Source organism: Halopenitus salinus, assembly GCF_042662125.1.
Lineage (GTDB): Archaea > Halobacteriota > Halobacteria > Halobacteriales > Haloferacaceae > Halopenitus > Halopenitus salinus.
Window position 1 is genome coordinate 144596 of record NZ_JBHSXL010000006.1, and the last position, 24290, is coordinate 168885.

Here is a 24290-nt window from a genome sequence, read left to right on the forward strand (position 1 = left end):
GATCGAACGGACCGTCCGGCGGATCGAACGTGTCAGTCGTCCGCGAGGATCGACCGCTTCACCTCGTCGGCGTACGCGTCCGCGAGCCGCGTCGGCGCGGGAAGCTTGTAGCCGGCACACAGCGCCTCGACGATCTCCAGGGTAGTCTCCGCCGAGATCCGGTGGCCGGGGCTCACGTACAGGGGGTTGATGCGCCGCTCGTTCGGGTACTGCCGGGACTGGTAGGCGTGGCCGATCACGGTGCCCGCGGGCGCCTCGACGCCGTCGGCGGCGCGGATCGGCGTCGACCACCCCGCGGAGCGCTCGTCGACGGAGGCGTCCGGAACGCCACACAGGAGGCTCTTTGCGACCCCGACGGCGGGGATGTCGAGGAGCACGCCGACGTGCGTGGCGATGCCCGCCTGCCGGAAGTGGATGCGACCCGACCCGTCGAGAACGAGGAGGTCGGGGTCGATGGACAGCGTCGAGAGCGCGTCCAGGATCGGGCCGCCCTCCCGGAAGGCGAGCAGGCCGGGGATGTACGGGATCGAAAGCGGGGAGACGGCGTGGGTCCGCTCGACGATCCGACCGTTCCGGAGGGCGACGACCGCCGAGACGACAGCATCCTCGAGGAACGCCTGGTCGACTCCGACGACGATCGGCGCGGACCGATCGACGTTCGACTGCTCGCCGAGCGTCGACTGCCTGCCCGGGGGAACCGGGTCCGAGTCCGAATGCGAGTCCGAGTCCGAATGCGAGTCCGAGTCCGAATGCGGGTCCGAGTCCGAATGCGAGTCCGAGCCCGAGTCCGAGTCCGAATCCGAACTCGGACCCGGAACGCCAGACGAGAGGTCGAAGGAGTCGTCGATGGCGACGTCGGCAGGAGCCACCTCGAGGGCGTCCTCGAAGACCGCGACGTCGGCGATGTCGCGCTGGAGCGCCTCCATCTCGCCCCGCGAGAGATCGGGATCGGGGAGGAACTCGGGTCGGGCGAGATCGAGGGGGGACCGATCGGGGGACGGAACGGAGGATCGCTCGATCGCGTCGCGCTCGCGGTCGGACATCCTCACCGACCCGGACCGCCCGGTCCGCGGGGACCGCCGGGGCCGCCCGGACCGCCCGGACCGCCGAACCGGAGCTGGCTCGGCGCGCGCATCTCGCCTTTGACGTGTTTCCCGTAGGCGAGCCCGACGAGAAGACCCGCGAGGTGTGCCCAGTGGGCGATCCCGCCGGCCGCGCCGCCGAACCCGAAGAGGACGCTGACGACCGCGAACCCGACGGTCAACAGCCAAAGCGGCATCGGGATGAAGAAGTAGAGGTAGACTCGAAGGTGCGGGTTCAACACGGTGAGCACGCCCATGATCGCCATGATCGCCCCGGAGGCGCCGACGACGCCGGGACCGACGGAGCCGAGGGCGAACCCCATCCCGATCTGGGCGAGCCCGGCGATCACGCCGGCGCCGAGGAACAACGCGAGAAAGCGGTTCGACCCGATCCGTCGCTCGACGGGGGGGCCGAAGAAGTAGAGCACGATGGAGTTGAGCGCGATGTGCGCGAAGTTGCCGTGGGCGAACACCGAGGTGACCCACGTCCAGACGTACTCGAGGTGGTCCGGCCGAAGGACGAAGAGCGACCGGGAGAACTCCTGGCCGACGAATGCCGCCGCCACGAGCTGGGCGAGAAAGGTCGTCCACATCGCGGCGAGGAACACGAACGTGAGGTTCCCGCGGAAGTAGCCGAGCAGGCCGCCCGTCGAGGTCTCGGCGGCGATCCGTCCGCGAACGCGGTCGGTCACGGAGCGAGATCGGTTCGTTCCGGTCCGTGAACCGGACCCGTCCCGCGCGTCCGCGGCGGCCGAGTCGTCGAAGCCGCTGTCGAAGACGCCCGATGGGTCGTCCCACTCCCCGAGGCCCGGACAGTCGTGGTTCTCGGGGAGCCGGTGTTCCGCACAGAACGTCCGTCCACAGCGGCGACACTGGTAGGGGAGGTTCTCGTAGGCACCACACTCGTCGCACGTCGCCATTACCCTCCCGTTGTGGCGGGGCCGGTAAAGCGGTTTGGCTCTCGGTTCCGGCGGAACCGGCTACCGAAGCGATTAAGCGGTGGTGACGCCAACCGCCGGCCATGCAACACCTCATCGTCCGTGGCGACCCCGGCATCCGTCGCGACGCGGTGATCGACTACGAGGGCGAGGAGATGGTCTGTTTCGCCGTGAACCGCCAGGGCGACTGGCACGGCCCCGACGAGCCCCAGCTGTGGTGTACGATCGGCACCGAGGACGAGCGAGAGAGCTTCGAGAAACGCGAGTACGTCCCCCACTGGCTCGAGGTCGAGTCGATCGACGCCGAGGACCTCGAGGTCATCAAGGCCAAAGGCGACCTCGCGGTCTGAACACCACACGCATCGCACCCGGACGCCGAATCCGAAAGTCCCTCTTCTCCCGAAGGCCGCTCAAAACAGCCCGTCGAGGTCCTCGTTGTCGAAGGCCGCGGCGGGGTCGGACCGCTCCTGTTCCAGTTCGTCCGTCTCCCGTGCCGCCTCGCGTGCGCGCTCGAGGAACGTCTCGACGCGCGCCGAGCGTTCGACCCCGCCCAACAGGACGATCGCCGCGATCCGATCCGAGGAGAGCGGAAAGTCGCCGCCACGGACCGCCGCGCTCCCGGTCTCCTCCTCGAGCCACCGTCGCGCCCGCTCGACGCCCTTTCGCGGGATTCGGTCGGGTTCGCCCGCCGCGACGAGCAGGGCGGCGTCCGCCTCCGTCGCCTCCGGAAGGCTGAGCCCGGTCATCACCGCCTTCCTGGTCGTGCTCATCACTGCCGAGATGTTCTCTTCCGCCTCGGGGGCGGCGGTCGCGCTCGCGTAGCCGACCGCCGCGATGCCGCCCGCACGAAGCGTCTGTATCACCTCGCTCGTGTCGACGACCGACTCCGGGACGTCCCGGCCGTCCTCGCCGGTCGCCTCGCCGGCCGCCAGGACCAGCCCGACCCGCCTGGCGAGCTTGCGGTTGATCCGATCGTAGCCGCTCCCCACGCTGTCGTCGGCCGCCCGCCAGGCGTCGTTGTCGACGAGCAGGGTGGCGTCGGCCTCCCGAACGACGGTCTTCAGCGACCGACCCGCGTTCACCTGATAGAGCGCGCCCTCCTCGCGGCTGGGGAGAACGCCGAGCGCGTACACGGGGACGTCGTGGACGCGGCGGAGTTCGCGTACGAGCACGGGTGCGCCACCGGATCCCGTACCGCCGCCCAGGCCGGCGACCACGAATATCGCTTCCGCCTCCGCCGTGATCCGTCCCGACAGCGCGTCGAGGACCTCGGTCGCGTCCTCGTCCATGAGCGACGCCGCGAGCTCGTTGTCGCCGCCGACGCCGTGGCCGTTGACGCGCGACTGGCCGATCAGGAGGGTGTCGATCGGAAGCGACCGGAGGTCGGCCTCGGCCGTGTTGACCGCGAGCGCCCCGCGAACCGCGTCGAAGCCCATCTCGGCGTCGAACTCGGCGAGCGCGGTCGCCACCTTGCCGCCGGCCTGACCGACGCCCACGAGAACGACCTTCATACGGGAACCACCGTGTGACCGATCCATCAAGGTTTCCCCGCACAGCCGAACGAACGTCGAGGATCCAACCGAACGGGCGTCAAACCGGACCGACGTCAAACCGGACCGACGTCAAACCGAGTCGCCGACCGATCCCGCCCCGCAGTTTACATACGGTGACGACACACCGGCCCCATGACCGAACGCGATCCGAACGCGACGCCGACGTCGGCAAGCACCGATCCCGCCACGCATGACAGCAAACCGGCCGAGAGCCGGAAGGGAGGGGACGAAACCGGGAACGCGCCAACGGCGGAGCTGGACGGACACGGGATCGTCGAGCGTGACCGGCTCGCCGACCGCGTCGACGCGATCGAACGGGCGATCGCCGGCGACGGGGACGGTTCGGTGGCGGAGCTCTCCGAACGCGCGGCACTCGAGGGGCGGTTGTCGGATCTGGAGTCGGCGGTCGAGACGGTCGAGGATCGGATCGACGAGATCGACGCCGCGACGCAGGCGGTCCGGGGCTACGTGGGTAGCATCCGCGCGGTCAACCGCGAGGTGGAAAGTCGAGCGGACCTCGCGCTTGCGACCGCGGAGCGCGTCGAACGACGGTGCCGGCCGGCTGCCGGTCACGATTCGTCCGTCGAGTCCCGGAACCCGCCGGCCCGAACCGGCGGGCGGACGGACGGCGGCAGGATCGCGTCCGGGTGCGCCGAACGGGACGAGCGAGTTCGACGGCAGCCCCAGGATCGCGGGGGCGAACCGTCCGACGGATCACGAAGCGACCGGACGACGTCGGAGCCGGACCGGGAGTGCAGTGACCGGCGGCGCCGTGAGCGGACCGCGGATCGGCCGCCAGCGGTCGCCGCCGCGATCCCGAACGGGACGAACGGGACGATCCCCGAGAAGATCGCAAGGGCGCCCGACGTCGCGAAATCGGATCCCGACGTCGATTCGGGGATCCTGGCAAAGCTCCGGAACACGTTGTGATCCGCGCGGTGCTCGCGGTGGCGATCGCGGTCGCGCTCCTCGCGACGACGACGCCCGCGCTCTCGGACGCACGGGAGGACGCAACTCGAACCGAGATGGACCGGATCGCGACCCACGTCGAGCGAACGGGCGCGGATCTGGCGTCGTCGTCGCCGGCGGTCGCGGAGGCCGATCTCGCGCCGCGGTCGGTCCTTCGAGTCCGACTACCGACGGGGTTCGCGAGGCGGACGATCGAGGGGGCGACGATCGGCTGTCGAGCGGACGTGGGACCGAAACGGGGGCCAAAACGGGATGCGGCCGAGGGAGGTGAGGGTTGTGAGTTGGTCCTCGCCTGGCGAACGGACGAAAGCGGCGTGGAGACACACCGGATCCGTGGAGTCACGCTCGCGCCGGAACGATCGCCGATCGAGTTGTCCGCGGACGGGACGTGGCTCCGGCTGGAACACCGCGGACGCGGCGATGGCGACGCCGTCGAGCTACGCGCGATTCGGCCACCGGAACAGGGGGAGGGTCGGATCGAGGTTTAAATCGGATGCCGGCACAGACGGCCCATGACGACGCGCCGGGGACTCTCGGAGGTACTCGAGACGGTCCGCCGCCGATTCGGCGGGGCCGGGTCGCAGGGGAACTCGACCGAACCGCACGGATCGTGCGGGTGTCGGTGGGCGTTCGAGGACGCCGCCGGCTCCGACCCGAACGCCCGAACCGCACTTCGGATCGACGCGAACGGCTGTCCGGGCGACGGAGCACTCGCCGCGTCTTCCGACTGTCGGGCGACGGCGGTTCACGCGCTTGCAGACCGGGACGCCGACGTCGTTCGCGTCACGACGGGGGGACGGGAGTTCGCCTATCTCGATCGGGCGCTGGCGCTTTTGATCGCCGCGGGCCGGTTCGTCGAGCGGACGCGGCACCGGGAACCACGAACCGCCCGGATCGCCGCACGTGATCCGCTTCGAGCCGCGCGGGAGGCGACCGGGAGGGCAGGAGACGTCGAACGCGCGGCCGCGGAGACGGGATTGATCGAGGTGGCAGAGCGGGTCGAGGGATACGCGGACGCGCTCCGTCCGTACGTGTCACCGTCGTTCGCGACCTGTGCGGTCGCGACACGCCTGCCGGAGGAGGCGACGATCGTCGACCGGTGGGAGACGTCGACGGGTGCGACGGTCCGTATCTACGAACACCCCGGCACGCTTCGCAGCTACCACATGACTCCGCCGGAGGCGGAACTCGACGGGAAGGAGATCGGGACGGTGAGCGCCGCGCGGAGCCGCCTGATCGCCGGCGCTGGGAGCGGAAACGGGACTGGAGGAAGACGCGGGAGCGCAAGCGGAGACGGAAGTGGAAGCGGAAGCGGGAGCGGAAGCGGGAGCGGCACCGAACTCGTCGATCGATCCCTCGAACGGGCGATCCGGGCGGTCCGGGGCGGGGACGGGGGCCGGGGCGGAACGCCGGCTGCGGATCTGGCCTCGATCCTCCGTCGACACACACGCGGGTACGGGGTGCTCGAGGACGTCTTCGGCGACCCGCACGTCTCCGATGCGTTCCTGACGCCGCCGGTCGCCGAGACGCCGCTCCGGGTGGTCGTCGACGGTGAGCGACTCCGGACGAACGTGCGGCTGTCGCCGCAGGGGGCCGCGACGCTCGCCTCCCGGCTCCGGCGGGTCTCCGGACGGGCGTTTTCGCGGGCGTCGCCGACCCTCGATGCGACTCTCAAGACGGGATCGGGGCCGATCCGGGTCGCGGCGACGACGCGGCCAGTGAGCGACGGCTACGGGTTCACGTTCCGCCGTGGCGGCGAGGAGGCCTGGACCCTGCCACGGCTCGTCGAATGCGGGACGCTCACCGGCGAGGCGGCGGGGCTGTTGTCGGTGGCGATCGAACGCGGCGTCGCCGGGCTCGTCGCGGGGGGACGGGGCGCGGGGAAGACCGCCACGCTCGGGGCGTTGCTCTGGGAGCTTCCGGCCGGAACCCGCGGCGTCGTGATCGAGGACACCCCGGAGCTTCCGGTGCGGCGGCTCCAAGAAACGGGCCGGGACGTCCAGCGACTCTCGGTCGAGGACCGAGGCGACGCCGGCGAGATCGCCCCGGCGGAGGCGGTTCACACCGCACTCCGACTCGGGGACGGCGCGATCGTCGTCGGCGAGGTTCGCGGCGAGGAGGCCGCCGCGCTCTACGAGGCGATGCGCGTCGGGGCGAGCGGCGAGACGGTCCTCGGAACCATCCACGGGAGGGACCCGCAAGCAGTCCACGAGCGCGTGGTCACGGACCTCGGCGTTCCGGAGGCGGCCTTCGCGAGCACGGATCTTCTCGTACAGCTCGCCGACCATCGCGTGCGGTCGATATCCGAGGTTTCGACCGGACGCGACGGGGCCGTCTTCTCTCGACTCTTCGAGCGGACCGAGGACGGTCTCGTCTCGACGAACCGGATCGAGCAGGGAACGAGCGTGCTCGTGAACGATCTCACGCGGGACGAGGAATCGTACGCGGCGGTTCGGACGCTGATCGGAGAGCGGGCGAAGACGATCGTCGAACAGGCTGGATCGGGCGAGACGTCCGCCGAAGCGGTCTCGAAGACCGTGGCCGAACGGGGGAGACCGGATAGATGATCCGCGAGGCGATATCGGGATCGCGGTCGTGGTGCCGGGAGCTTCGATCGCGGTACTCGCGAAACCAGGGAGCGAACTCGCGAAGCCAGGGAGCGTCCGGTGACTCCGTGAGAGGCGGTGGCGTCGGAACGAAGGCTAACGTCACGGGCGGCGACGGCGGGCACCGAAGTCGAATCGAGAATCCCGGGGTCGACAGACACGAGGAGCTTCGGCGGGCGCTCGCGTTTCTCGAACGCGATCGAAGTCCCGAAGCGATCGAACGCCGGGCGCGCCACGTCGGTCTGCTCGTCGCCGCCGTGGTGATGGTCCTCGCGATCCCCGTCGGCGGGAGCCTCCCCGGCACGTCGACCGCGGCAGTGCTCGGTCTCACGGCCCAGCACGTTCGCCGGCGAACGCCGTGCTGGCTCGCCGAGCTTCGGCGAACGCGGGCACTCGGGACCGCGCCCGGGCTGGTCGGGCGGATCGTGCTTCGAATGCGACTGGAGCCGGCGACGGAGCGGGCCGTCGAGTTCGCGGCCGAGACCGGAACGGGGCCGCTCTCGCGGAGCCTCGCGGACGCCGTTCGCCGGTCCGATTCCCGACCGGGATCCGGGCTTCGGACCTTCACCCGGGAGTGGCAGCCGTGGTTCCCCGCGCTCGAACGGGCCGGTTCCCGGATCCGCGCGGCGGCGGCCGCGCCCGCCGAGCGGCGCGACCGGGGGCTCGATCGGGCGCTCGAGGCGGTCGTCGACGGCACCACGGACCGCATGGCGGCGTTCATCGGCGAGATCCGGGGGCCGGTCTCGGGGATCTACGCCTTCGGAGTGCTGTTGCCGCTCGCGCTCGTGGCGCTGCTTCCGGCGGCTCGCGCGGCCGGGGTGCCGCTCGGAGCTACCGCGATGGTGGCGGCGTACGTCGTGATCCTCCCCGCGACGTTGACCGCTGCGAGCGGCTGGATCCTGTTGCGACGCCCGGTCGCCTTCCCGCCGCCGAGGATCGACGGGACCCACCCCGACGTGCCGGACCGGCGGGGACTTCCGGTTGCCGCGGGCGTTCTCGGAGCGGCGATCGGATGGGCGGTTGGACACGCGCTCGCACCCTGGAGCGCACCGCTCCTCGCGTTCGGCCTCGGGGTCGGTGCCGGGACGTTCCTCCACGTCCGGCCACGCCGGGTCGTGCTCGCTCGGGTTCGGAAGATCGAGGCGGAACTGCCCGACGCGCTCGCGATCGTCGGCGGGCACGTGGCGGACGGAATCGCGGTCGAACGGGCGGTCCGTGACGCGGGCCGGGCGATGGACGGACCGGCGGGCGACGCCCTCGAAGCCGCGTCCCGGCGGAGCCGAACGCTCCGAGTCGACGTTGAGACGGCGCTCCGCGGGACGGCGGGACCCCTCGCGGACGTACCGAGCCCCCGCGTTCGCGGCGCGATCGAGCTCCTCGCGATCGCCGCACGCGAGGGAGCCCCAGCGGGCGACGTGCTCGTCGAGTTCGGAGAGCAGCTCGAGGCGCTTCGAACGCTCGAGCGCGACGCGACGAGACGACTCGCGACCGTCACTCGAACGCTCGCGAACACGGCCACCGTGTTCGGCCCGCTCGTGGGCGGCGCGACGGTGGCGCTCGCCGCGGGAATGGACGGCGGGACGATCGCGGCGGGCGCGTCCCTGGATCCGACGGCCACGGCGGCGGTCGGCGGCCCCGGTGGAGCCGGAGGACTCGGCGGTGAAACCGTTTCTAGAGCGGCGGTGGAACCCGTCCCCGTTCCGGTTCTCGGTCGGATCGTCGGCGTGTACGTGCTGCTGCTGGCGGCGATCCTGACGGGGCTGTCGACGCTGCTCGAGCGGGGACTCGATCCGACGCTCGTGCCCTACCGGATCGCCATCGCGTTGCCGACCGCGGCCGCGACGTACCTCGCGTCGTTCCTCGGCGCAAGCATGCTGTTTTGACGTCGCGAACCTTTATTACCGAAACCGGAACCACTCCGGGCCATGTTCGACGTGCCGATCGACGGGTGGTACGCGTGGGTCGGGATCGCGGGGATGAGCCTCGTGACCCTGGGGATCGCGGCCGGGATGCCGGCAGGTCCGACGCCGGACGCGGTCGGCGTGGCCGACACGATCGATCGCGTGGCGGCCGAAGAATACCCGACGACCGCGGAACACGGACTCGCCGCGGATCGGATCCGGCTCGCGCCGAACCGTATCTCGTTACGGGGGCCGGGGGGATCGACGACCGCGATCATCGAGTTCGCGCCGGTGACGCCCGCGAGCGGGGACGAACGGCTGTCCCGGATCCTTCGAGGGGAGCCGCCCGACAGGGTCTTCGAGTCGCCGGAGGCCTTCTCCGAGGCCGCGAGGGAGAGTCGACAACGGGAACCGCGGTGGCGCTCGGCGCCGACGCGGTTGCGGATCCGGGCGGTTCACTGGGAGGAGGAACGTGTCACGCTCGTCGGATGAGGGCACGGAGGGAATCGTGAACGGAGCCGCACCCTCGGCCGAACCGATCGCTCACGGGCGGATCGACTCGGCCGCTCGCAGGCAGGTCGGATCGGCCGCTCGCAGGCAGGTCGGATCGGCCGCTCGCGGGCAGGTCGAACCGATCGCGGCGCTCGTCGCCCTGCTCGCCGTCGGCGTCGGGCTCTCGCTGTACGCGGGTACGATCGCCTCCGTCGACGCGACCACGGAGAGCCGGGAGACCGCCGACGTCGTGCTCGACCGCGTGCACGACGAGATCACGGTGGCGGGCGTGAGCCATCCGGACCGGCTGGCGGTTCCCGCCGACATCCCGATCAGCGACCGACGCGTCGGCGTCGGACTGTTCACGAGAGAGGGACGATGGCTCGCGGGGAAGCGAAACGCGAGCCGCCCGTATCCGCCGGACGTGACGGTCGTCGAACGAACGGTGAGCGTCCGGATCGCGCCGGGCGAGCAGGTGCGCGGTGAGCTTCGTGCGGTGGTGGCCGAGCGATGACGAGCACCGTTCTCGACGTGGGGCTGTTCCTGCTCTGTGTCTCCGCGAGCATCGTGACCGTTGCCGGGGTCGATCCGGCGGGCGACGGGGGCGGGTATCACGCCGACGACCTCGCGGACCGAATCGCGACCGAAACCGTGACCGTCGAGTACGAGACGGACGACGGCGGCCGCCGTCGCCACGCCACCCTCGCCGAGCATCTGGTGACCGCGGCGACGATCGAAACGGACGGAGGGGAGGGGATAGGTGGGGTGGGTAGGGCAGGTGGAGTAGGGAGGGCGAATACCGGTTCAAACGAATACGTGGACGCCGTCCACGGGACGGTCGAACCGCGTCTCGATCCCGGAACCGCGGTCGTGGTACGTCTCCCGGTTGACGCCGGGGGCGACGATCCGGGCGAAACACGATCAACGGACACGGAGGGAAAAACCGAGAGACGCGGTACGGTGCTTTCGATCGGCGGGTCACCGCCGAAGGCCGCGCGGGTTCGAACCTCGGTCGTACAGGTTCCGGTCGGAGACGAGTGGAGGTCGGCCGGCGCGGAGTCGAGCGGGGGGAACACGGAGACAGCGCGGATCGTCGTCCGCAGGTGGGACGATGGTCCGTCCTAACCGGATGCGCCCGGGCGAGCGCGAGTCGAGGGGTCGCGACCGGATCTCCCTCGCGTCGGACCGGCGGGGTCGCGTCCCGTTCGCGCTCGTCGGCGTGCTCCTGATCGTGACGAGCACGGCGTACGCGAGCGGGCTCGCCGCCACGGACGTGACCGTCGATCGCTCGGTGGAACGGGCGATGGAGCGGTCGAGCGCCGACGCCACGCCCGCGCTCCGGATCGCAACGGCGAACGCGGCACGCTCGGCGGCGGAACGGCCGGTGACCCGGCCGGCGGAGACGGCGGCCGGAGCGGCCGTCAGACCGAACTCCGCCTTCGAGGACGCGCTTCGGATACGGATCGGGGTCGCAGCACGCGAAGCGCTCTCCGCGACCGCCGTCCGGGAGGGCGGCGTCCGCGCCGAGACGACGCTCCCGTTCGGGGAAGAACTCGAGGGGAACGCGGGCCGACTCACCCCGGAGGACCTGGATCGGGTTCGCGACAGGGTGACGATCGAGCCGGTCGCCGACGGGACCGCCCTCGAGGCGACGATCCACGGCGTGCGGACGACCGCCAGGCGGGACGGGCGGGTGGTGGCCGAGCGGACGAGGCCGATCACGGTCGTCGTTTCCGTTCCCGTGCTGGCCGCACACGAACGAACGGAGGAGTTCGAGTCGGCGATGAGTCGAGGCGCCCTCGAGGGCCCCGGCCTCGGTCGACAGCTCACGGCCAGGTTGTACGCGCTGGTCTGGGCGCGCGGGTATGCCCAGCGGTTCGGGGCGCCGGTCCAGAACGTCCTCGCGAACCGACACGTCGAGCTCTCGACGAACACCGGGACGATCGCGGTTCAACGCGGGATCTTCGGCGCGGCCGATCCCGACGCGGCGGCCGGAACGCGGCGGGCGACCGCCCGAACCGGTCTCGCCGATCTGTTGGCACCCACGAGCCTCGACGGGACCGAGTGGAGCAGGACGGTTCTCGACGCGCCGGTTCCGAACGGCGGGGAAATCGATGGTGACGTCGGCGACGTCGGCGACGACGGCGACGGTGACGGCGATCGATCCGATCACGTCCGCGAGAACACGACCGAGAGCGTGTCGGTCGGGCCCGCCGCCGACGCGGCGCTCCTCGAGACGCTCGAGCGATCCGACCCGATCGCCCGGGAGGCCTATCGCATTCGTGCGATCCGGCGGACGGAGGTGAGCCGGACGGGCGGGCGCACCCGGCCGCCGCCGCGATCCGCGCCCGGATCGAACTGGACGTTCCTCGGCGAGCGAACGACGAGCGACGCGACGATCGACGGCGCCGAGGGCTCGTCCGGATTCGATTCCGGCGGCGCGAGGGGATCCGACGCGGGTGGCGCGGGCGGGTTCGACACGACGTCGCGTTCCGTCACGGTCGAGCGGCGGATCGTCCGATACTGGACCGACGGGACGAGCCGACGAACCACCCGCAAGCGGTGGGACGAACGGTATCGCGTCACCGTGTCGGTCGACGGGCGTTACGCGCCGCGTGCCGGCGCACCCGAACGACCGACTGCGCCGACGTTCCGACGCGGCGGGGCGATCGACGGACCGAACCTGGAGTCGACGCCGGAGGCGGCACGCCGCGCGCTCGATGCGGCGGACGTCGACGCGGCGGCGCGGCGCGCGGCGACGGACGGCCCGTCGACGCGAACCACGACCGTCTACGGAGAACGTCCGTCGGACCTCGAGGGATGGATCCGCGAGGACGTCGCCGAACTCCACGAGGAGGTTCGAGAGACGGAGACGACGGTCGATATGCGCGCGGTCGCGGCGGGAACCGCGAACCCGTACGGTCGACTCGCCGCCGAACTCCGCGACCGACGCGGAGAACTGGTCGATGCCCCGGCAACGTACGACGGCGCGTCCGATCGCGCTCGGGTCGCGGTTCGTCGCGCGTACGTCGACGCCGTGATCGCGGACCTCGAGCGGCGCTCGAGGGAGGATCGGAACGCGCGGGACGAACTGGAGAAGGCGGTCGCCGACCGGTCACCCGGCGGATCGACGGCCGGAGGTTCCGACCCGGGAAGCGGCGCGTCGCTCAGTGAATACGTCGCCGCCAGCGGACGGGCAGCCGAGTCCGAACCGTTCGTCGTTGGCGAGTCGGGACCGGCCGGCGGCGTGGCGTTCGAGCCGAACGGGACCCCGGGATACCTCCCGCGGACGAGGATCGGAGAAACGCCCGAAGGAGCCGCGTTCGAATCGGGGACGCGACCACTCGCGACGCGCAACGTGAACGTCTTCACGATGCCGTACGGCGACGTCTCGAGCGGCATCGTCGATCGAGCGTTGGCGTTCGGCGATCGGGTCCCGCTCCCGCGGGCGGCGGGAACGCTCGTCGCCGCTGACCGGACGCTGGCACGCACGTCCGGCGAGTCCGAGGCCGGTACGTCCGGAGACAGACGCGAGACGCTCCGAACACGACGAGACGATCTGGAGGCGGACGTCGCGGAATCGACGATCCGGATCGAGCGTGACGTCGAACGCGACCTGCGAGCCGTGACGTACCTGTCCGCGGTGGAACGTCGATCGGCGATCCGACGCACCCGCGATGAGTACGCGACGACCGGCGAGTTGGCCGCAGCGATGGCGAACGGCGGGTACGCCGGGGCCCTCGCGAGCGAGATCGAGCGGGCGCGCGACGGCGAACTCGCTCGGGGCGAACGGGCCCGTCTGGAGGCCGTCATTCGGACCGCGTTGACGGACTCGATGGCGTCGAAGCGAACGGGCGTCTCGCGGGCGCGAGCCACCGAGGTGGCCGAAGTGGTTCGACCGATCGCCCGGTCGCGGATCGAGTCGGCCGTCGAGGACGGACTTCGAAACGGAGTCGAGGAGGCCGAGATGCGCTGGGGTACGGACGTGACGAAGCAGGTCGGTTCCGGACTCCCGATCACGCCCGTCCCGGGATACTGGTACGCGACGGTGAACGTCTGGCACGTCGAGGTCGCGGGCGAGTATCCGCGGTTCGAGCTGCGGGCGGACGTCGGTCCGCCGGACGAGGAGTTCCGCTACGTTCGATCCGGGAGGCGATCGACGATCGAACTCGAGGGGCGGGAGGTCACGCTCGGACACGCGGAGCCGGTTCGGTTCCGAACGGGAACGACCGTGGTGATCGCGGTCCCGCCGGGACCGCCGGGCGTCGGCGACGTCGACGGCACGTGGTCCGAGGAGTCGAGCGGCTGGCCGTGTCCGGGACCGGACGGCCGCCGGTGTGAGGTCGAGTCCTGAACGACGCATCGAAACCCCGAGGGATCCCGGCGACCGCAGCCGTTTTCCGCCGCGACCGCGGAGAACCCGTATGTTGCACGAGGCCGCGACGGAGGCCGAAGCGGAGGCCGAGGCGATACTCGACGCCTATCTGGGGCTCGTCGCCGAGGCGATCGAGACGGTCGGCGACGAGCGCGTCGCCGCGGAGACCTCGATCGACGGGGACCGTCTCGAGGGAACGACCGACGAGGGGCTCTCGGGGCTGTCGATCGAGGAGACGGCCGCGATATTGGCCCTCGCGGGCGACCGCGAGCCGGAGACGATCGTCTACGAGCTTCGCGATCACCTCCTCATGGGAATGACGACGGCGGTTCTGGACGTCGACACGATCGCGGGCGCGATCGACGCGGACCTCTCCGGCCAGGAGGTCCAGCAGGCGCTCGAGGGGCGAGCGCCGATGACGCTCGCCCAGCTCTCGGAGATCCAGGCGGTCATCGAGGACAGAAAGCGATGACGCGGGTCGCGATCGTCGGCTGCGGCTACGTCGGGAGCGAACTCGGCCGCCAGCTTCTGGATCGCGGACACGACGTCCACGGCGTGCGACGCTCCGAGGAGGGCCTCGCTGCCGTCGAGAGCGCCGGAATAACGTCGATTCGGGCCGACGTCACGGATCCCGAGTCGCTTTCGGCGCTTCCGGAGGCGGACGCCGTCGTCTTCGCGGCGAGTTCGGGCGGCCGCGACGCGGCGGCGGCACGGCGGGTGTACGTGTCGGGTCTCGAGAACGTGATCGCGGAGTACGCGTCACGCGAGGAGTCGCCCGACCGGCTCGTCTACACCTCATCGACCGGCGTCTACGGCGATCACGGCGGCGACTGGGTGACGGAGGAGACGCCGATCGACCCGCAAACGGAGAAGACGCGCGTGCTGGCGCGGGCCGAACGCGTCGCGATCGAGGGAGCGGCGAACGCCGGGATCGACGGGACGGTGGCGCGTTTCGCCGGACTGTACGGTCCCGATCGATACCGCCTCGAGCGCTACCTCGAGGGGCCGGTGACCGCCGGGTTCCTCAACATGGTCCACCGCGTGGACGCCGCGGGCGCCGTCCGTCACCTCCTCGCCGAGGACCGCGCTCGAGGCGAAACGGTGCTCGTCGTCGACGACGAGCCGGTCGACAAGCACGCCTTCGCCGACTGGCTGGCCGACGAGTGCGGCGTCGACCGACCGCCGAAGCGATCGACGGCCGAGCGGCTCGCAGAGGGGGACCTCTCGGAGGCGGCGAGACGACGGATCGAGACCGAAAAGCGGTGTCGAAACGACAAGCTTCACGATCTCGGCTACGAGCTTGCGTACCCGACCTACCGGGAGGGATACCGTGCGGCGATCGAGGCGTACCTCGGCGAGTGACCGGCGCGTCCGATCCCAGAGGTCAAAAACGCCGCGTGGTTTCTTGTAGCAAGAGCGGGTGAGAGGGTGTACGGATGGGAGCCGCCACGACCGGGGAACGGCTGATCGCCGACGCGGAGGTGCTCGTGCGCGAGAATCCCGAACTCGCCGTCGCGACCGCGATCGCCGTGGCGGTCGTGTTGGGAAGCGCGTACGCGTTCCTCCGCATCCGTCGCGCGCGCGGCGTCGAGTTTCGCCGCCTGATCGACGAGCGCGAGGAGATCGCGGTGTTGATGCACCCGAATCCGGATCCGGACTCGATGGCCGCGGCCGTCGGCGTCGTCGAGCTCGCCGACCAGCTCGACGTGGATGCGACGATCCAGTATCCGGGACAGATCCGCCACCAGGAGAACCGGGCGTTTCGGACCGTCCTCGAGTTGAACCTCGACCGGATCGACCACGTGACGGATCTGGCCGCCGAGTCGGTCGTGCTCGTCGACCACAACGAGCCGCGGGGGTTCGCCGGATCGGAGGGGATCCTGCCGCTCGCGGTGATCGACCACCACCCCGGGGACGGGTCGGGCGAGGAGTTCACGGACGTTCGGACCGACTACGGCTCGACGGCCACCATCGTCGCGGAGTACTTCGAGGACAACGACGCGACCCCGGTTCCTCCGGACAAACACGCGAGCGAGACCGAGGGCACCTACACCCTCTCGACGCTCGCGGCCACGGGGCTTTTGTACGGGATCCTCTCGGACACGAAACACCTGACCGTCGGCGCCAGCGAGGCGGACTTCGCGGCCGCGAGCTACCTGTATCCCGGCGTCGATCAGGACCGGCTCGACCGGATCGCGAACCCCGCCGTCGACGCGGAGGTGCTCGAGGTGAAAGCGCGGGCGATCGCGGGCCGTCAGGTGGAAGGGTCCTTCGGCGTCGCCGACGTCGGTGCGGTCAACAACGTCGACGCGATCCCCCAGGCCGCGGACGAGCTCATCCAGCTGGAGGGCGTGACGGCCGTGGTCGTGATCGGCGAGCGCGACGACACGATCCACCTGTCGGGGCGGTCGCGTGACGACCGCGTCCACATGGGCAAGGCGATAGAGGAGTGTCTCTCCGCGATCGACGGCGGGAACGGCGGCGGACACGCACGGATGGGCGGCGGGCGGGTCGAGCCGGAGACGACCCCGACCGACGACACCACGGCGGAGGCGGTCGACCGCGACGAACTCACCGAACGGCTGTTCCGTGCGATGACCGGCGACGTGTGAGCGGGCTCAAGATCGCGTGCGCCCCGAGGAGGAGTCATCGCGGCCGAGCGCCTTCTTGAGGAAGTTCATCCACCGCTTTCGATCGGCGGCCTCCCGGCGTTCGGCCTCCGCCTCGAGGGACCCCGAATCGAGGCTCTCGAGCGCCTCCAGGGCCCGGTCGATCCCGACGATCGCGCTCGCGAGTTCGCGCCCCTCCTCGTAGGGGATCGTCCCCTCCTCGATCCGCTCGCGTCGCTCGCGTCGCTCGCGTCGCAGGTTCCGTTTCGCCCGCTCGACGCGGTCGCGCTCGCCCGACGGAACCGTCTCTCGACGCTCGATCTCGAAGACGAACTCCCGGAGGTCGATCGACTCGCCGCGGACCTCGATCGCCTCCGGGATCGAGGTGCCGATCGTCGCCGCCTCGCGGTCGACCCGCTCGAGCAGCTGCTTGCGGCGAAACTCCTTCACGGACGGCGGTAGGGGATCCGATCACTTCGCTCTTCTGGAGCGGACGCCTCGACGACGGCCGGTCCGGCGATCACCCCGACCGGCGTTCGGGCCGACTCGACCGTCCGAGCCGGACGGCCTGTTCGACCGGATCGGGTAAACCGCTCGCGGCCGAGGAACGGACATGGAGGATCTCGAAGCCGAACTCGAGCGGGCCCGCGATCTCGAGATCGACGCGCTCGCGGACGCCATCGAGTCGATCGGGTTCGAGTGTACGCGCTGTGGCGCCTGCTGTAAGGGGTATTACCCGGACGAGGAGGACCCGGCCGAGACGGAGACGGCCGACGGTTCGGACGACGGAATCGACGGCGACGCCGGCGGAACGGCGACGGAGGACGGCATCGCAAGCGACGCCGATACCAGGGACGGGGGCGCCGGCGAGACGGATCGGGAACCGCACACCGCGACGGTGTTCCCCGACGAGGTCCGCGACCTGATCGAGGCCGCGAACGGGGACGATCTGGAGGGGGAGGTGGCAGAGAAGGAGTACGACTGGCGCGACGTCGCCAGACCGATGCCCTACGGGCTGTCCGAGGACGCGGACGGGAATCCGGTCGGGGAGACCTTCGAGTGGGCGCTCCAGACGGACGCCTGTGGCGACTGCACCTTCTACCGCGAGGCGGATGGACGCGGTCGCTGTACCGTCCACGACGATCGGCCGCTGGTCTGTCGGACCTACCCGTTCAGCGTCGCGCTCGGCGGGACGAGCCAGCCGATGGGCGAGGCGGTCGACGGGTCAGGGATGGTCCGCGCCCACGAGTGTGAGGGCCTCGGACGCGACATCGAGAGGGCGGACGCCGAGTCGCTCGCGGCGGCGCTCAAGCGGCGGGCGGTCCGCGAGCTTGAAGAGTCGATCGCGGTCCGCGATGCCTACGATCCCACGGTGCGTGCCGGGACTCACGGCGACGGCCACGACGAGAACGACGGCGGGAACGACGGCGAACCCCGCGACGTGGTGGTCTTCGACTCCGAAGGGCCGAAGCGGGGGGACGGAACGCCGATCGAGTAGACGAACACGAGATCCGATCGCGCTGCCGATCGAACGGCGCTCGATCGCGATCCGGTGGCGGTACACCTATTGTGCTCCGTTCTCACTAACGGGTGGAGGTCTACCTATGGAAATCTCGGATGAACTCCTCTGTCTGTTCAGCGCCGACGTCCGCGAGACGGACGGGTCGTACGTCATCGAGGTACCGAAACGCGAGATCGACACCGGAACGATAGATCCCGGCGAGACCTACCGGGTCGCGCTCATCACCCGCGCGATCGAGGAGGCGAGCGGGGAGGAACTCGGGGAGGCCGCTCCCGAAACCGAGGACGGTCCACAGCCGCCGGTCGAACCCGGCGAGATGCGCTACGTCGAGATCGAGGACATCGGCAAGCAGGGCGACGGGATCGCCCGCGTCGAGCGGGGCTACGTCATCATCGTCCCCGGCGGCGAGATCGACGAGCGCGTCAAGATCGAGGTCACCGAGGTCAAATCGAACTTCGCGGTCGGCGAGATCGTCGACGAGGACGTCTAAGCGGTCCGTCGCAACGGCGTCCCCGATCGCCGACGTTCGAAACGAACCCGAACGAGGTCACTTCTCGGGGGGGACCCTGGCGTCCCAGTAGGAGACGGACGCGACGTAATCGCCGGGGATCGTCTCCCCGATCGCCTCGTCGATCCGCCGAAACGTACGTGCGACGACGCCGGGGAGGCTGCGGTAGAAGCCGTAGGGCAACACGAAGTCGTGTTCCTCGCCGGCGAGCGAGAGATCGGCCGACCGAAGCAGCGAGACGACCTGATCCTCCGAGTAGAGTCGCGACCCCATGGGGAGGATCCAGGTGTAGAGGGTGCGCGCGCTGCGGCGGTTGAACGTGTCGAAGACGATCTGGTCGCTGCTCACCCGACGCATCTCCGCGATGAACCGCTCGGGGTCGTCCATCAGGTGGAAGAACCGCATCGCCAGAACGGTGTCGAAGTGATCGTCGGGAAACGGGAGCCGGGAGGCGTCGCCGCGCATGAACTCGACGAGATCGTCGACGCCCGCATCGCGGACCTTCCGCCGTCCCTGTTCGAGCATCTCGCGGGAGATGTCGAGCCCGACGACCTCGGCGCCGTGGGCGGCGAGCATCGTCGTGAACCGGCCGGTGCCGCAGGCGACCTCGAGGATCCGCGTGTCATCGTCCGGCTCGACCGCCGAGAGCACGGCCTCCCGTTCGCGGCGGTCGATCACGCGCCCGCCGTCGGAAAACCGGACGTCGTCGTACTCCTCGGCGACCTCGTCGGCCTGATACCAGTCCTGTCCCTTCACGCTACCGGACGTTGTACGCCCGACGAACAAAACCGTACTGGATGAGGCGGACGAACGCCGGACGATCCGATCGCAACGATATCGGGCGCGAGCGAACCCGCCTGATCGATCTCTGTCGATCGAACACGATACTATTACCTTATATTGTAGGTATCAGTTTCACCCATATATAGCCAACCTTTACGACGGGTCGATCGGTTTCATACGATATGAGCACTAGTTCCGCGGAGACCAGAACGCCGGAGATCCTGACCGAGGCGGAGTTCCGCGACCGGTTGCGCGAGCTACCCCCGAGCGCGAAGCTCGTGGCGAAGGTCCTCGAGACCGACGCGCCGCTGTCGCAGGGCCGGCTGGCCGAGGAGTCGCTGCTTCCCGACCGGACCGTCAGATACGCCCTCAACCGCCTCGAGGACGCGGAGCTGATCGAGTCGCGCTACAGCTTCAAGGACGCCCGCAAGCAGGTCTACTACCTCCGGAAGTAGCTCGACCGCTCACGAAGGGTCTTTTAGGTCGCCGTGCCTATTCGAGCAGACATGACCCTCTCGGTCGTCGTTCCGACGCTCAACGGGCGTGACCAGCTGGCCGCGGGCCTCGACGCGCTCGCCGCCCACGCGCCCGACGCCGAGGTGATCGTGGTGAACGGTCCCTCGGCGGACGGAACGACGGGAATGGTCCGCAACCGGGACGACGTCGACGTCCTCGTGGAGATCTCCGATCGAACGGTGAACGTCGCGCGGAACGCGGGCATCGAGGTCGCAAGCGGCGACCGGATCGCGCTCGTCGATTACGACAACCGGGTCGGCCCGTCGTGGCTGGAGGGGGTCCGATCCGGACTCGAGCGCGGCGACGTCGTCACGGGACCGGTCTGTCGGTCGCTGCCGGCCGGCCGGACCGCGGAGCGGAGCGAACGGCGACGGATCGCGGGACGGGAGGTCGCGTACTTCGCGGGCGGGAACGTCGCGTTCCGCGCGTCGGTGCTTTATGACCTCGACGGCTTCGACGAGCACCTTCCGACCGGCGGATCGCGAGATCTGGCACACCGGCTCGCGACCCACGATTACGAACTCGTCTGGGAGCCCGAGGCAACCGTCCGCCACGATCCCGGGGAACCGGCCGCGGCCGACGGCGGCGAGCCCGACCACGACTGGCGCTGGAAGTACCGCGCGCTCGCGTATCGACTGGCGAAGAACTACGGTCTCCGTCCGACCGTCCTCCGTCGGATCGGGTCACACGCGGTCGGCGACGCCACCTCGGTTGCCCGTGACGTCCTCTCCGGCGAGGCCACGCCGTCCGGCTGGGTCGGGAACGGCCGGGACGTGGTGGCCGGGACGGCGAGCGGCTTCGGCGAGGGGATGGCCGCCCGAGCGCGCGACCGCTCGCCGAAGCGGAACCCGAACGGCATCTCCAAGCGCGCCGACCGGGCGGTCGCGAAGTACGACTGGCGCGAGGACGCCGCCTGAACCGGCCACCGGCGGACGGAACGTCCCCCAACCGTCGACTGACCATCCGTCGACCGTCCGCCGACCACCCCTCGGCCTCGCGACGTAACCGGTATCCGGACGCGCGAGCAAGGGTTCGTCGATGGAACGAGACGCGGCCGTCGACCGGATCGAGGCGATCCTCGAGACGATCGACGCCGAGACGATGCCTGTTCCGGTCCGGGAGGTGTGGGTCTTCGGGGAGGTCGCGCTCGGGCTCGACCCGATAGACCGTCTCGACGTCTACCTCACGAAGGACGTCCTGTTCGGCGGGGAACGGAAGAACCGGAAGAATCGGGAGGGGGAACGGGACCGCGACTTCGAGGCCGAATTCGGCGTGAAGGGGATCGGCGGAACGGTACGCGCCGAGTGGGCGCTCGACCACCCGGACCTGATCGAGACGAGCGACAACGGGTACGTCGCACCCGAGAAGTGTCTGGCGGCCCACCTCCTGCCGGACGACGAGCCGGTCCACCTCGAGGTGTGTAACGCGAGCTTCGACGCGAACGTCACCCAGCGGCTGGAGGGCGCGCTGGCGCGTGAGATCTACGGGGAGATCCTCGACCCGCGGGGCGTGTGTCTGTGGGTCGACGGCGAGCGCGACGGGGAGGCGCTCGGTCGGCTCCGCGAGGGATCGTTCGCCATGCCCACGCTCGAGGAGGCGCTGGAGATGCTCGGAGCCGACTCCGAGGTGGCGACCGAGGCCGCTGCCGCGATGCGACGCGACCGATCGGACGCGGACGGGGCGTCGGTCCGCGGCGACGTCGTCTAGGAGCCGGCGTCCAACGGTCAACTCGGGACGCGGCCGACCGTCACCTCGAAGGGAACCACCTCGACGCGCTCGTACTCGCCGGCCTGCATGTCGTCGATCACCTCACGACCCATCGAGCGCCAGCGGCCCTTGAGGTCCTCGTAGGCCTCCGGGGAGAGCGCGGCCTCGAGTTCGGCGCGGTGCTCGTCCAGCCCGGACCCGCTCGCCTTCCGAACCGCCGCCTCCATCGACCGCTCGGAGTAGGGCGGCGCGACGCGCTTCTCGTGGAGGTACCGCCGAACGGTGACGTCCCGGAACCCCTCACGGCGGAACAGCTCGCGAACCCGGTCGCCGAGCGCGACGTTCGTTCCCACGCCATCGAGGTAGGCCTCTCGGGCCTCCCGTTCCAGTCGTTTTTCGCGTTCGACCGTCGAGGAGACGCCGACGTCGGCGTTGTTCGGCTCGACGGTCGCCACCAGGTCACTCGAGACGCGCGCAAACTCCCGAACCGCGGCTCGGGGGTCGGGAAGGTTGATGAGGAGCGCCTGGCAGGCGAGCAGATCGACGGAATCGTCTCGAAGGGGAATTCGGGTCGCATCGCCCACACACGTCGAGACCCGCTCCGGATTTCGGTCGCGGGCGACCCGAAGCAGGTCCCGGTCGGCGTCGATCCCGAGAAGCCGCGTCTCGGGGGACGTCTCCTCGGCGAGCACGCGGGTCAACTCGCCGGTCCCGCAGCCGACGTCGAGGACGGACTCCCGCGAGTCCAACTCGAGGTCCGAAAGCGCCTCGCGGTCGTCGGCCCACATGCCGCGGCGCGTGCGGTCGAGGTATTCGGGGGAGAACCGGCGCACGACCGGACGTTTTCGGGGCGGGGCGTTAAGCCCCGCGGATCGTCAGTTCCGAAGCTCGCGGACGCGCTCGATGTTCCACGCGTAGCTGCGGCCGTCCTCGGTGGGCGTCTCGAGCACGAAGGGCAGATTGCGGAGGTCCGGGTGGTTGACGATCCGCTCCATGCCCGCCTCGCCGATGTATCCCTCGCCGATGTGGGCGTGTTCGTCCTTGTTGGTGCCGCAGTCGTGTTTCGAGTCGTTGAGGTGGATACACCGCAGGTGCTCGAGGCCGACGACGTCGTCGAACTCCGCGACGGCGTCGTCGACGCCCGACGCCGTCGAGAGGTCGTAGCCGGCGGCGAAGGTGTGGGCGGTGTCGAGACAGACGTCGAGGTCGCGTTCGGTGAGATCGAGGACGGTCGCGAGGTGCTCGAACTGCCCGCCGAGCTTCGTGCCGGATCCGGCGTCTGACTCGACCAGGATCCGCACGCCTTCGGGTACTTCGAGTTCGTCGATGACGGACGCGGCGTTTTCGAGTCCCGCTTCGACCCCGGCGCCGGTGTGGGCGCCCAGGTGGACGTTGACGAACGGGATGTCGAGATCCGCCGCGGCCTCGAGTTCCCGCTGCATCGACTCGCGTGACTTCTCGCGGAGGTCCGGCTTCGGCGTACAGAGGTTCACGAGGTAGGAGGTGTGGATCACCCAGGGACCATCCAGCCGCTCCGCGGTTCCGGTTCGAAATCGTTCGGCCTCCTCGGAGTCGATGTTCGGGTCCTGCCAGACCTGCGGCGAGTGGGTGAATATCTGTCCGCAGGTGCCGCCGACCTCGATCTGGTTGTCGATCGCGTTGTCCACGCCGCCGGCGATCGACACGTGGGCTCCGACGTTCGGGCTCATGACGGAGGATGGACCGCGAGCGCAAAAGCCGCTTCGAACGGCGACGGACGGTGCGCGAACGGATCGGCCGGCGGACTCGGCCGAGCCGCTACCGCGACCCGGGTTGACGTCGGATCCACGAGCGGGAGCCGTATCGCTCGTCGACGAGTTCGCGCGCCCTGGCGAGTTCGGAGTCGCTCCAGGATCCCTCGTCGGCGTCGGCCCACTCGGCGAGGGTCGCCTCGAGGGCCCCGACTGCGGACTCGCGGTCGTGGTCGACGAGCTCGTCCATGCCCACGACGCGCTCGTGGAACCGGTCGGGAGTCGTCCGCGGGTCGTCGAAGACGCCGAGGTGGGTCTCGGCGTCGACGGCGTAGGTCAGCGAACCGTGCTGCAGGACCGCCTCGTTGCCGCGATGCTGTGCGTTGCCGGCGATCTTCCGTCGGTCGTCCGGCGGTCCGGCCACGAGGTCGTGTGCCGGATGGAGCTCGCGGAGGTAGCAGGCCGGCGTATGGATCGCCGGGCGGGACTCCTCGGCGTAGCCGGCGTCGATCCCGATCCGCGAGAGGAACGCGAGTATCGGCTCACAGAGCAGGTGATAGGAGTCGACGAGCTCGCCGGGGACCGCCCCGGCCGGGACGGCGATGGAGTAGGCGATGTCGCCGAGGAAGTCGTGGTAGATCCCGCCGCCGCCGGTCCGTCGGCGGGTCACGTCGATCCCCGACTCGCGACACCGGTCCCAGTCGACGGTTCCGGGGTCCTGGTGATACCCGAGCGTGAGACAGCTCGGGTCCCACCGGTAGACGCGAACGGTGTAGGGGCCGCCGTCGGCGGCGGTCTCGGCGGCGACCTCGTCAAGCGCCATCTGCATCGCCCCCGGCCGCGCCTCCTCGCGTATCAGACGCCACTCGCCGTCGGGTGCGTTCATGGGTCCCGTTCGGATCGAGACCGAAAAGCCGTTGCGTTCGCCCGGAGCCGACGGTGACATTCGCGTCGATTAGTGAGTTCTATATTGCATTATGGGATTTATCATGGCGATCG

25 protein-coding genes are annotated in these 24290 nt (G+C 70.1%); 17 read left to right on the top strand and 8 right to left on the bottom strand.

Features of this window, described 5'->3' with window-relative positions; translation table 11 throughout:
• Positions 1–32: 32 nt before the first annotated feature.
• Together ACFQE9_RS06925 and ACFQE9_RS06930 are read right to left on the bottom strand one after the other, a co-directional pair.
• Positions 33–926, bottom strand: coding sequence for an endonuclease V (locus ACFQE9_RS06925; RefSeq protein ID WP_379743062.1), 894 nt, complete (start codon positions 924–926; stop codon positions 33–35).
• 119 nt (positions 927–1045) lie between these two features.
• Positions 1046–2002, bottom strand: coding sequence for a rhomboid family intramembrane serine protease (locus ACFQE9_RS06930; protein WP_379742336.1), 957 nt, complete (start codon positions 2000–2002; stop codon positions 1046–1048).
• A gap of 101 nt (positions 2003–2103) precedes the next feature.
• Here ACFQE9_RS06930 and ACFQE9_RS06935 point away from each other — a divergent pair, with 101 nt between their 5' ends.
• Positions 2104–2370 carry an HAH_0734 family protein gene (locus tag ACFQE9_RS06935; RefSeq protein WP_379742339.1) on the top strand — a complete coding sequence of 89 codons (267 nt, stop codon included), beginning with the start codon at positions 2104–2106 and terminating at the stop codon, positions 2368–2370.
• 60 nt (positions 2371–2430) lie between these two features.
• Here the strand turns inward: ACFQE9_RS06935 and ACFQE9_RS06940 are convergent, their stop codons facing one another.
• Positions 2431–3531, bottom strand: a complete 1101-nt coding sequence (locus ACFQE9_RS06940; RefSeq protein ID WP_379742342.1) for a tubulin/FtsZ family protein — start codon at positions 3529–3531, stop codon at positions 2431–2433.
• 174 nt (positions 3532–3705) lie between these two features.
• Between ACFQE9_RS06940 and ACFQE9_RS06945 the strand changes: the two genes are divergently transcribed.
• The 11 genes from ACFQE9_RS06945 to ACFQE9_RS06995 all read left to right on the top strand — a co-directional run bounded on the left by ACFQE9_RS06945 (position 3706) and on the right by ACFQE9_RS06995 (position 16528).
• Positions 3706–4503, top strand: a complete 798-nt coding sequence (locus ACFQE9_RS06945; RefSeq protein WP_379742345.1) for a DUF7310 family coiled-coil domain-containing protein — start codon at positions 3706–3708, stop codon at positions 4501–4503.
• On the top strand, positions 4500–5030 hold the full coding sequence (locus tag ACFQE9_RS06950) for a DUF7311 family protein (RefSeq protein WP_379742348.1): 531 nt from the start codon (positions 4500–4502) through the stop codon (positions 5028–5030). Before ACFQE9_RS06945 ends, ACFQE9_RS06950 begins: the two co-directional genes overlap by 4 nt.
• A 24-nt stretch (positions 5031–5054) precedes the next feature.
• Positions 5055–7109 carry an ATPase, T2SS/T4P/T4SS family gene (locus ACFQE9_RS06955; RefSeq protein ID WP_379742351.1) on the top strand — a complete coding sequence of 685 codons (2055 nt, stop codon included), beginning with the start codon at positions 5055–5057 and terminating at the stop codon, positions 7107–7109.
• Positions 7106–9031 (top strand): type II secretion system F family protein, encoded by a 1926-nt coding sequence (locus ACFQE9_RS06960; RefSeq protein ID WP_379742354.1) that lies wholly within the window; start codon positions 7106–7108, stop codon positions 9029–9031. The genes ACFQE9_RS06955 and ACFQE9_RS06960 overlap by 4 nt, the downstream gene beginning before the upstream one ends.
• Before the next feature lie 42 nt (positions 9032–9073).
• On the top strand, positions 9074–9541 hold the full coding sequence (locus ACFQE9_RS06965; protein WP_379742356.1) for a DUF7283 family protein: 468 nt from the start codon (positions 9074–9076) through the stop codon (positions 9539–9541).
• Positions 9522–10055 carry a DUF7285 family protein gene (locus ACFQE9_RS06970; RefSeq protein ID WP_379742359.1) on the top strand — a complete coding sequence of 178 codons (534 nt, stop codon included), beginning with the start codon at positions 9522–9524 and terminating at the stop codon, positions 10053–10055. Before ACFQE9_RS06965 ends, ACFQE9_RS06970 begins: the two co-directional genes overlap by 20 nt.
• A complete protein-coding gene (locus ACFQE9_RS06975; protein WP_379742362.1) occupies positions 10052–10666 on the top strand; it encodes a DUF7284 family protein in 615 nt (204 codons plus the stop codon). The genes ACFQE9_RS06970 and ACFQE9_RS06975 overlap by 4 nt, the downstream gene beginning before the upstream one ends.
• Positions 10653–13895, top strand: coding sequence for a DUF7286 family protein (locus ACFQE9_RS06980; protein WP_379742365.1), 3243 nt, complete (start codon positions 10653–10655; stop codon positions 13893–13895). Before ACFQE9_RS06975 ends, ACFQE9_RS06980 begins: the two co-directional genes overlap by 14 nt.
• 70 nt (positions 13896–13965) lie before the next feature.
• Positions 13966–14388, top strand: coding sequence for a DUF5791 family protein (locus ACFQE9_RS06985; RefSeq protein ID WP_379742367.1), 423 nt, complete (start codon positions 13966–13968; stop codon positions 14386–14388).
• Entirely contained in the window at positions 14385–15278 is an 894-nt protein-coding gene (locus tag ACFQE9_RS06990; protein WP_379742370.1) for an SDR family oxidoreductase, read from the top strand. The genes ACFQE9_RS06985 and ACFQE9_RS06990 overlap by 4 nt, the downstream gene beginning before the upstream one ends.
• A gap of 74 nt (positions 15279–15352) precedes the next feature.
• Positions 15353–16528: a DHH family phosphoesterase gene (locus ACFQE9_RS06995; RefSeq protein WP_379742373.1), complete on the top strand. Its 1176-nt coding sequence runs from the start codon at positions 15353–15355 to the stop codon at positions 16526–16528.
• Between the two features lie 6 nt (positions 16529–16534).
• Here ACFQE9_RS06995 and ACFQE9_RS07000 read toward each other — a convergent pair whose 3' ends face one another.
• Complete coding sequence (locus ACFQE9_RS07000) at positions 16535–16975, bottom strand: DUF5788 family protein (protein ID WP_379742376.1); 441 nt, start codon at positions 16973–16975, stop codon at positions 16535–16537.
• A gap of 163 nt (positions 16976–17138) precedes the next feature.
• Here ACFQE9_RS07000 and ACFQE9_RS07005 point away from each other — a divergent pair, with 163 nt between their 5' ends.
• Together ACFQE9_RS07005 and ACFQE9_RS07010 are read left to right on the top strand one after the other, a co-directional pair.
• Positions 17139–18023, top strand: coding sequence for a YkgJ family cysteine cluster protein (locus ACFQE9_RS07005; protein ID WP_379742379.1), 885 nt, complete (start codon positions 17139–17141; stop codon positions 18021–18023).
• Positions 18024–18129: 106 nt separating this feature from the next.
• A complete protein-coding gene (locus ACFQE9_RS07010; protein WP_379742383.1) occupies positions 18130–18537 on the top strand; it encodes a TRAM domain-containing protein in 408 nt (135 codons plus the stop codon).
• Between the two features lie 57 nt (positions 18538–18594).
• Here ACFQE9_RS07010 and ACFQE9_RS07015 read toward each other — a convergent pair whose 3' ends face one another.
• Complete coding sequence (locus tag ACFQE9_RS07015) at positions 18595–19311, bottom strand: class I SAM-dependent methyltransferase (protein ID WP_379742386.1); 717 nt, start codon at positions 19309–19311, stop codon at positions 18595–18597.
• Between the two features lie 209 nt (positions 19312–19520).
• Between ACFQE9_RS07015 and ACFQE9_RS07020 the strand changes: the two genes are divergently transcribed.
• The 3 genes from ACFQE9_RS07020 to ACFQE9_RS07030 all read left to right on the top strand — a co-directional run bounded on the left by ACFQE9_RS07020 (position 19521) and on the right by ACFQE9_RS07030 (position 21561).
• Positions 19521–19793: a MarR family transcriptional regulator gene (locus tag ACFQE9_RS07020; RefSeq protein ID WP_379742389.1), complete on the top strand. Its 273-nt coding sequence runs from the start codon at positions 19521–19523 to the stop codon at positions 19791–19793.
• Between the two features lie 51 nt (positions 19794–19844).
• Entirely contained in the window at positions 19845–20771 is a 927-nt protein-coding gene (locus ACFQE9_RS07025) for a glycosyltransferase family 2 protein (RefSeq protein ID WP_379742392.1), read from the top strand.
• Positions 20772–20892: 121 nt separating this feature from the next.
• Entirely contained in the window at positions 20893–21561 is a 669-nt protein-coding gene (locus ACFQE9_RS07030) for a DUF7095 family protein (RefSeq protein WP_379742395.1), read from the top strand.
• 17 nt (positions 21562–21578) lie between these two features.
• Here ACFQE9_RS07030 and ACFQE9_RS07035 read toward each other — a convergent pair whose 3' ends face one another.
• The 3 genes from ACFQE9_RS07035 to ACFQE9_RS07045 all read right to left on the bottom strand — a co-directional run bounded on the left by ACFQE9_RS07035 (position 21579) and on the right by ACFQE9_RS07045 (position 24177).
• Complete coding sequence (locus ACFQE9_RS07035) at positions 21579–22394, bottom strand: class I SAM-dependent methyltransferase (protein ID WP_379742398.1); 816 nt, start codon at positions 22392–22394, stop codon at positions 21579–21581.
• A 42-nt stretch (positions 22395–22436) separates the two neighbouring features.
• Positions 22437–23270: a deoxyribonuclease IV gene (locus ACFQE9_RS07040; RefSeq protein ID WP_379742401.1), complete on the bottom strand. Its 834-nt coding sequence runs from the start codon at positions 23268–23270 to the stop codon at positions 22437–22439.
• An 88-nt stretch (positions 23271–23358) separates the two neighbouring features.
• The gene (locus tag ACFQE9_RS07045) at positions 23359–24177 is read right to left on the bottom strand and encodes a lipoate--protein ligase family protein (RefSeq protein ID WP_379742404.1); all 819 of its coding nucleotides are present in this window, start codon (positions 24175–24177) and stop codon (positions 23359–23361) included.
• Positions 24178–24290 lie beyond the last annotated feature (113 nt).